Origin of the sequence: Prevotella sp. LMAG:51, assembly GCF_008680225.1 — a bacterium.
Taxonomy (GTDB): domain Bacteria; phylum Bacteroidota; class Bacteroidia; order Bacteroidales; family Bacteroidaceae; genus Prevotella; species Prevotella pectinovora.
In genome coordinates this window covers 172,929-180,793 of sequence record NZ_NALQ01000021.1, presented here as the reverse complement: position 1 = coordinate 180,793, position 7,865 = coordinate 172,929, and the positions used below count along the sequence as shown (strand labels likewise).

General features: G+C 48.5%; 6 protein-coding genes and 1 pseudogene. 6 read left to right on the top strand and 1 reads right to left on the bottom strand.

What is annotated here, in order from left to right:
• Nucleotides 1-478 precede the first annotated feature (478 nt).
• Both CCC32_RS07685 and CCC32_RS07680 read left to right on the top strand, forming a co-directional pair.
• Complete coding sequence (locus CCC32_RS07685) at nucleotides 479-1,504, top strand: IS110 family RNA-guided transposase (protein WP_042517114.1); 1,026 nt, start codon at nucleotides 479-481, stop codon at nucleotides 1,502-1,504.
• 396 nt (nucleotides 1,505-1,900) lie between these two features.
• A complete protein-coding gene (locus CCC32_RS07680; protein ID WP_042517114.1) occupies nucleotides 1,901-2,926 on the top strand; it encodes an IS110 family RNA-guided transposase in 1,026 nt (341 codons plus the stop codon).
• Nucleotides 2,927-3,027: 101 nt separating this feature from the next.
• Here the strand turns inward: CCC32_RS07680 and CCC32_RS07675 are convergent, their stop codons facing one another.
• Nucleotides 3,028-3,672 (bottom strand): TetR/AcrR family transcriptional regulator, encoded by a 645-nt coding sequence (locus tag CCC32_RS07675; protein ID WP_022317370.1) that lies wholly within the window; start codon nucleotides 3,670-3,672, stop codon nucleotides 3,028-3,030.
• A gap of 192 nt (nucleotides 3,673-3,864) precedes the next feature.
• Here CCC32_RS07675 and CCC32_RS07670 point away from each other — a divergent pair, with 192 nt between their 5' ends.
• The 4 genes and pseudogenes from CCC32_RS07670 (at nucleotide 3,865) to nadC (ending at nucleotide 7,841) form a co-directional block, all read left to right on the top strand.
• Entirely contained in the window at nucleotides 3,865-6,159 is a 2,295-nt protein-coding gene (locus CCC32_RS07670; protein ID WP_287073453.1) for an NADP-dependent malic enzyme, read from the top strand.
• A gap of 84 nt (nucleotides 6,160-6,243) precedes the next feature.
• A complete protein-coding gene (locus CCC32_RS07665) occupies nucleotides 6,244-6,411 on the top strand; it encodes a hypothetical protein (protein WP_287073449.1) in 168 nt (55 codons plus the stop codon).
• A 15-nt stretch (nucleotides 6,412-6,426) separates the two neighbouring features.
• Entirely contained in the window at nucleotides 6,427-6,906 is a 480-nt protein-coding gene (locus tag CCC32_RS07660; protein WP_022317368.1) for a hypothetical protein, read from the top strand.
• Between the two features lie 85 nt (nucleotides 6,907-6,991).
• A pseudogene (gene nadC / locus CCC32_RS07655) lies at nucleotides 6,992-7,841 on the top strand (carboxylating nicotinate-nucleotide diphosphorylase).
• The last annotated feature ends 24 nt before the right edge of the window (nucleotides 7,842-7,865 follow it).

Genomic DNA, 7,865 nt, shown 5'->3' with positions numbered 1-7,865 from the left:
GACTTCGTCGCAATCTTCTGCAAACTTAGAGGTCATTAGGCCTTTAATGTATAATTTTAATAACTGCTTGCAGTCTTTTTGTTTTTATAAGGCGTCTTTTGCTCGTTTTTAATTCGCAATAGCCCGCTATTACTCATTAAAAGCCAAACAAAATCCACTCTTCTAAAAAAAAAATCCATGCAAGCCCTAATGACCTCTAAGTTTGCAGAAGATTGCGACGAAGTCGCATAAACTCCAAAATAATCAAGGTAAAACTATGATTGCTAAAGACAGTTTCGTACCTTTGTTGTAAAAAGGTAGAATCGGTCTGTCGAAGAGGTAAACCAGCTAATGACCCAGCCGTAAAGCTATAAATCGTTTAGGTCCTCATCGACATAGTTGCAAAGACCAGATAGAAAGTTATCGGCTCTGAGCCTTGTTAGAGTGTTAGTCCATACAACTATTGACCAATTCTACACAATATAACTCGTACAAAGTTATGAAGAATTTATTTATCGGAGTTGATTTTTCGAAAGAAAAAGTTGATGTGGCTATCCTTTTTGCAGACGGACTGGCAGAAACCGCTGCTAGAGTGTTCAACGAGTTCAAGACAACCGTGTCTGGCTATAGGCAGTTGGTCAAGTGGGTTGAGCAGAATTCCTGCGGTATCGACTCGTCCTTGTGGCTCTTCTGTGGCGAGAACACGGGCGACTACAGCAAGGGACTGTGCAACTTCCTCTACGGTAAAGGCTACGACATGTGGCTTGAGAACGCAAAGAGCATCAAAGACGCATCTGGTCTTAGACGATTGAAGTCTGACCGTGCTGACGCCTCGATGATTGCAGAATACGCCATGAGGAATTACGATAAAGCCGTTATGTACGAGCCTCTTAGCGAGTCGCTTACACAACTGCGTGAGCTGTTCCTATACCGTCAGATGATCGTAAGACACAGATGCAGTTTCCAGGTGCGTAGAGGCGAAAAGCGACTCACTATGGAGAAGTCGCCAGTCAAGACAATGATTTCGCAGAGCGGACGGCACATCGTCTCTGAACTCAATAAGGAGATAGAGAAGATAGATAAGCGCATTGCCGATCTCATCAAGTCGGACGAGGAACTCACCGAGGTGTTCACCATCGTGACCTCGGTGCCTGGCATAGGAACGCAGAACGCTGTGTGCCTGATGGTGTACACCGACAACTTCCGGCGTTTCAACTACGACTCACGCAAGATTGCCTGCTATTACGGCCTAGCTCCATTTGGCAAAGATTCGGGAACCAGTGTGCATTCCGATCCGCATGTACATTATATGGCTAACCGCCAGATAAAGGCCATGCTGACGCAAGCGGCACTAGCTGCCGTCAACTTCAATCCCATTATGGCGAGGTACTACATGCGCCTCGTAGAACGAGGAAAGAAGAAGCAGGTTGCACTGAACAATGTCAAGAACAAACTTGTACATTTGGTCACAGCCATGGTCAGAAATCGCCAAACATTCACCCCTGAATATAAAATCTCAGCATAAATTGAAAATAATGGTCAAAACATTTGGATATTAACATAGAAAGCGATTTGGGTTAAAAGCCAAACAAAATCCACTCTTATAAAAACACAAAATCCAAGCAAGCCCTAATGACCTCTAAGTTTGCAGAAGATTGCGACGAAGTCGCATAAACTCCAAAATAATCAAGGTAAAACTATGATTGCTAAAGACAGTTTCGTACCTTTGTTGTAAAAAGGTAGAATCGGTCTGTCGAAGAGGTAAACCAGCTAATGACCCAGCCGTAAAGCTATAAATCGTTTAGGTCCTCATCGACATAGTTGCAAAGACCAGATAGAAAGTTATCGGCTCTGAGCCTTGTTAGAGTGTTAGTCCATACAACTATTGACCAATTCTACACAATATAACTCGTACAAAGTTATGAAGAATTTATTTATCGGAGTTGATTTTTCGAAAGAAAAAGTTGATGTGGCTATCCTTTTTGCAGACGGACTGGCAGAAACCGCTGCTAGAGTGTTCAACGAGTTCAAGACAACCGTGTCTGGCTATAGGCAGTTGGTCAAGTGGGTTGAGCAGAATTCCTGCGGTATCGACTCGTCCTTGTGGCTCTTCTGTGGCGAGAACACGGGCGACTACAGCAAGGGACTGTGCAACTTCCTCTACGGTAAAGGCTACGACATGTGGCTTGAGAACGCAAAGAGCATCAAAGACGCATCTGGTCTTAGACGATTGAAGTCTGACCGTGCTGACGCCTCGATGATTGCAGAATACGCCATGAGGAATTACGATAAAGCCGTTATGTACGAGCCTCTTAGCGAGTCGCTTACACAACTGCGTGAGCTGTTCCTATACCGTCAGATGATCGTAAGACACAGATGCAGTTTCCAGGTGCGTAGAGGCGAAAAGCGACTCACTATGGAGAAGTCGCCAGTCAAGACAATGATTTCGCAGAGCGGACGGCACATCGTCTCTGAACTCAATAAGGAGATAGAGAAGATAGATAAGCGCATTGCCGATCTCATCAAGTCGGACGAGGAACTCACCGAGGTGTTCACCATCGTGACCTCGGTGCCTGGCATAGGAACGCAGAACGCTGTGTGCCTGATGGTGTACACCGACAACTTCCGGCGTTTCAACTACGACTCACGCAAGATTGCCTGCTATTACGGCCTAGCTCCATTTGGCAAAGATTCGGGAACCAGTGTGCATTCCGATCCGCATGTACATTATATGGCTAACCGCCAGATAAAGGCCATGCTGACGCAAGCGGCACTAGCTGCCGTCAACTTCAATCCCATTATGGCGAGGTACTACATGCGCCTCGTAGAACGAGGAAAGAAGAAGCAGGTTGCACTGAACAATGTCAAGAACAAACTTGTACATTTGGTCACAGCCATGGTCAGAAATCGCCAAACATTCACCCCTGAATATAAAATCTCAGCATAAATTGAAAATAATGGTCAAAACATTTGGATATTAACATAGAAAGCGATTTGGGTTTAAGCGATAAGAGAGTGGCTTGTTGATGGTTTTGAGGGCCGCCGGTGTCAATCTTCAGTCTTCTTGAGATACTGGTCAAGAAGCAGGATGCCCTTCTCGGTGCAGAAGCCGCGCAGCAACACTATGAAGAAGTTGCAGAAGATGTCGCTCAGCGAATATTTTTCGTAGAGAGCCTTCTTGAAGCTCGCGTCCATCATTGAGTCGCAGATGTCCTGCAGGATTTCGTAGTTCAGCTCAGGCACGAAATATCCGTTCTCTATGCAGCGCTTCACGAAAAGCAGCGACTCCCTCTGCTGTTCCTCGTGGCGCGACCGCAGATATGCCGTCACCTTGTCGTATTTCTCAAGTTCAGTGAGGAAGAGAGGGGAGAGGTTGTCGAGGTCAGCGAATTTAAGCTTGAAGAACGTCACCACGATGTCGATTTCGTTTTCCGCCGTCAGCGCATATTCCTGGATATGCCTTAAAAGTTCTTCATGGTCGTGCCGCGCACCCGCAAGCAGCAGGTCCTCCTTCTTGTCGTACACCTCATATAGAGTGCGCTTCGATATCGACAGCGCCGCTGCGATGTCGTCCATCTTCACTGCCTTTATGCCCCTCTGTTTGAAGAGCGGCATTGCCGTGCGCAGAATCCTGAGCTTCAGCTCCTGGCGATGTTCAGATATGTTGTTGTGGTCTGTTTGCATTTCCTTCATTGCGTTTTGATTTTACAAAGATAATAAAATATTTGTTATTTTTCTTCGTGCGCCCAAGTTTTTTAGTAATTTTGCAAAAAACTCGTCAATTGGACGAACGGACATCCGGCAATGGCGGATTGTGGGGAAATATCCTCGCTGGCTTGTCAATTCGAGTGATAATGACACAAACAATTAATTCTTAAATTTCTTATGGTAAAAATCACAAAAGAAGCAGCGCTGGCCTATCATGAGGGAATGCGCCCAGGAAAAATCGAAGTCAAGCCTACCAAGGCTTACAGCACCCAGACCGACCTGAGTCTGGCATATTCGCCCGGTGTGGCGTTCCCGTGTCTGGAAATACAGCAGAATCCCGACGATGCTTACAAATATACCGACAAAGGAAACCTCGTAGCCGTGATCAGCAACGGCACAGCAGTGCTCGGACTTGGAGACATCGGGGCAATGAGCGGAAAACCTGTGATGGAGGGCAAGGGACTGCTCTTCAAGATATATGGTGGCATCGACGTGTTCGACATCGAGATAGCTGAGAAAGACCCGGAGAAATTCTGCGAGACCGTGGAGCGCATAGCGCCCACCTTCGGCGGAATAAACCTGGAAGACATCAAGGCACCGCAATGCTTCTACATAGAAGAGAGGCTGAAACGCACACTCGACATACCGGTGATGCACGACGACCAGCACGGCACGGCGATAATATCGGCGGCAGGACTCAAAAACGCACTCGAAGTGAACGGCAAAGACATTGCCAAGGTCAAGATCGTGGTGAACGGAGCCGGAGCCGCAGCCATATCATGCACAAAGATGTATGTGGCACTCGGAGCCAAGACAGAAAACATACTGATGCTCGACTCCAAGGGAGTGATAACCAGCGACAGGGAAAACCTGACCGAACAGAAGAAGCTTTTTGCCACCGACAGGCGTGACGTGCACACCCTCGAAGAGGCGATAAAAGGAGCCGACGTGTTTGTGGGACTCTCAAAAGGCAACGTGCTCACGCAAGACATGATACGCTCAATGGCAGAACAGCCAATCGTATTCGCACTTGCAAACCCCGTGCCCGAAATATCATACGAAGACGCCATGGCAAGCCGTCCCGACGTGCTCATGAGCACAGGACGCTCCGACTACCCTAACCAGATAAACAACGTGATAGGATTCCCATACATCTTCCGTGGAGCACTCGACGTGCACGCAACGGCAATCAACGAGGAGATGAAGCTGGCGGCAGTACACGCCATCGCAGATCTGGCGAAACAACCGGTGCCCGACGTGGTGAACGATGTGTACCACGTGAACAACCTCACCTTCGGACCTCTCTACTTTATCCCAAAACCCGTTGACCCGCGACTCATCACAGAAGTATCGGCAGCAGTGGCAAAGGCGGCAATCGACAGTGGAGTGGCAAGGACGACAATCACCGACTGGGCGGCATACAAGAACAAGCTGCGCGAGATGCTCGGACAAGAGACAAAGCTCACCCAGAAACTATACGATACCGCACGCAAACACCCGCAGAGAGTGGTCTTCGCCGAGGGACTGCACCCCACGATGCTCAAGGCGGCAGTGCAGGCAAAGGCAGAAGGCATCTGCCAGCCGATACTGCTCGGCAACGACGAACGCATAAAGAAACTCGCAAAAGAACTCGACCTGAGCCTCGACGGAGTGGAAATAGTGAACCTTCGCCACGACAGAGAGGCGGAGCGTCGCGAACGCTATGCCCACATCCTGGCAGAGAAACGACAGAGAGAAGGCTACACGCTCGACGGGGCAAACGACAAGATGTTCGAGCGCAACTACTTCGGAATGATGATGGTGGAGACTGGCGACGCCGACGCCTTCATAACAGGACTCTACACAAAATACTCAAACACCATAAAAGTGGCAAAAGAAGTGGTTGGCATACAGCCGGGCTACTCACACTTCGCCACGATGCACATCCTGAACACAAGCAAAGGAGTGTATTACATCTCTGACACGCTCATCAACCGTCATCCCGACAAAGACACGCTCATGGACGTGGCGAAACTGAGCGCTGCCACAGTGCGCTTCTTCAACGAAGAGCCGAACATAGCCATGATAAGCTACTCCAACTTCGGAACAGACGACTGCGGAAGTCCGCTGCAGGTGCACGAGACGGTGGCTGCCATGCAGAAACAATTCCCGGAGCTGGCCATCGACGGAGAAATGCAGATAAACTTGGCCCTCAACAGAGAACTGCGAGATGCCAAATTCCCGTTCTCACGCCTCAAGGGCAAAGACGTGAACACACTCGTGTTCCCAAATCTGAGCAGCGCCAACGGAGCATACAAACTGCTCCAGGGACTGAACACCGATGCCGAGATAATCGGTCCGATACAGATGGGACTCAACAAGCCGATACACTTCACCGACTTTGAAAGCTCCGTGCGCGACATAGTGAACGTTACGGCAGTGGCGGTAATCGACGCATACGTGGCAAAACTCAAGGCAAAACACAATGCGTGACAAGCGGTCTGAATGAGAAAACGGACGGGCAAGACCATTTGTGGGAAATTCAGAAACAGGCCAAACACACACACCACAGAAAGGATGTGGAAACAAGAAAACACCGGGGAAAAGGCAGAATTGTCGCTCCTCGGTGTTTTTACCATTACTTATTTCGATTATACCCTTGCAGGTTCAGATAAAATGAGTATTTTTGCAGAGATAAACACAAGCCAGCGGCAAAATGAGCACCGAAGGCGGATTACGAATTAAACAGAAACATAAATTATGAAGAAAATTTTATTGCTGGCGATAGGATTCCTGATGACCATGACGGCAAGCGCACAGTTTGAACAAGGAAAATACTATTGCAACGGCTCACTGACAGGAATCAATCTGAGCTACAGCGGAGCAGAGAAGCTTAGCCTCGGAGTGGAGGCAAAGGGCGGATATCTGGTGGCAGACAACTGGATGGCACTGGTCATGGCAGGCTACAGCCACGACGAAGACGTGGATGACAAGTTCGCTGTCGGAGTGGGGGGCCGTTACTACATAATACAGAACGGACTGTATATGGGCCTCAACGCCCGTCTCGTGCATGGCGGAAGCGGATACAACGACATCATGCCGGGACTGGAGCTCGGATACGCATTCTTCCTCGGAAAGAGCGTAACGATAGAACCGTCAGTATATTACGACCAGTCGATAAAGAACCACTCAGACTATTCGAAAGTGGGACTGCGCATCGGAGTGGGAGTGTATCTGTAGGAAAACAAGACCTGTTCCTGACCTTATTTAAATAAGGTTAGGAGAAGTTCAACCCGTCAACTTTAATAATTAAGAACAAAACATAATGTACACAGTAGAAGAATTGGAAGACAAGCTCATCGACCTGGCTTTCGCGGAAGACATCGGCGACGGTGACCACACCACGCTATGCTGCATACCAGAAGACGCAATGGGCAAATCACACCTCCTCATCAAAGAAGACGGCATACTGGCCGGAGTAGAGGTGGCAAAAAAAGTGTTTGACAGATTTGACAACACCATGAAAGTGGAGGTGTTGATAGGTGATGGAGCCGAAGTGAAAAAAAGGCGACATCGCAATGGTAGTGACAGGAAAGGTGCGCTCGCTGCTACAGACAGAGCGGCTCATGCTCAACATCATGCAGAGAATGAGCGGCATCGCCACGATGACACACAAATACGTGGAGAAGCTGAAAGGCACAAAGACACACGTGCTCGATACACGCAAGACGACACCTGGAATGCGTATGCTCGAAAAGCAGGCAGTGAAGATAGGTGGAGGAATGAACCACAGAATAGGTCTCTTCGACATGATACTGCTCAAAGACAACCACGTGGACTTCGCTGGAGGTATAACAAACGCTATCGACCGCTGTCATGCATATCTGAAAGAGAAAAACCTCGACCTGAAGATTGAGCTGGAAGTGAGAAACTTCGATGAGCTTAACCAGGTGCTCACACATGGAGGAGTAAATCGCATAATGCTCGACAACTTCTCTGTGGCAGACACTAAGAAGGCCGTGGAACTCATTGGCGGACGCTATGAAACTGAGTCTAGCGGAGGAATAACGTTCGACACTATACGCGACTATGCGGAATGTGGCGTCGATTTCATCTCTGTGGGAGCTCTCACACACTCGGTGAAGGGACTCGACATGAGTTTCAAGGCTTGTTGAAAGGAATTCAAATAACAATAATTT

Bases quoted from the DNA above. Each gene is read 5' to 3' on its own strand.
- CCC32_RS07685 (WP_042517114.1), top strand. From the start codon at position 479: ATGAAGAATTTATTTATCGGAGTTGATTTTTCGAAAGAAAAAGTTGAT.
- CCC32_RS07680 (WP_042517114.1), top strand. From the start codon at position 1,901: ATGAAGAATTTATTTATCGGAGTTGATTTTTCGAAAGAAAAAGTTGAT.
- CCC32_RS07675 (WP_022317370.1), bottom strand. From the start codon at position 3,672: ATGAAGGAAATGCAAACAGACCACAACAACATATCTGAACATCGCCAG.
- CCC32_RS07670 (WP_287073453.1), top strand. From the start codon at position 3,865: ATGGTAAAAATCACAAAAGAAGCAGCGCTGGCCTATCATGAGGGAATG.
- CCC32_RS07665 (WP_287073449.1), top strand. From the start codon at position 6,244: ATGTGGAAACAAGAAAACACCGGGGAAAAGGCAGAATTGTCGCTCCTC.
- CCC32_RS07660 (WP_022317368.1), top strand. From the start codon at position 6,427: ATGAAGAAAATTTTATTGCTGGCGATAGGATTCCTGATGACCATGACG.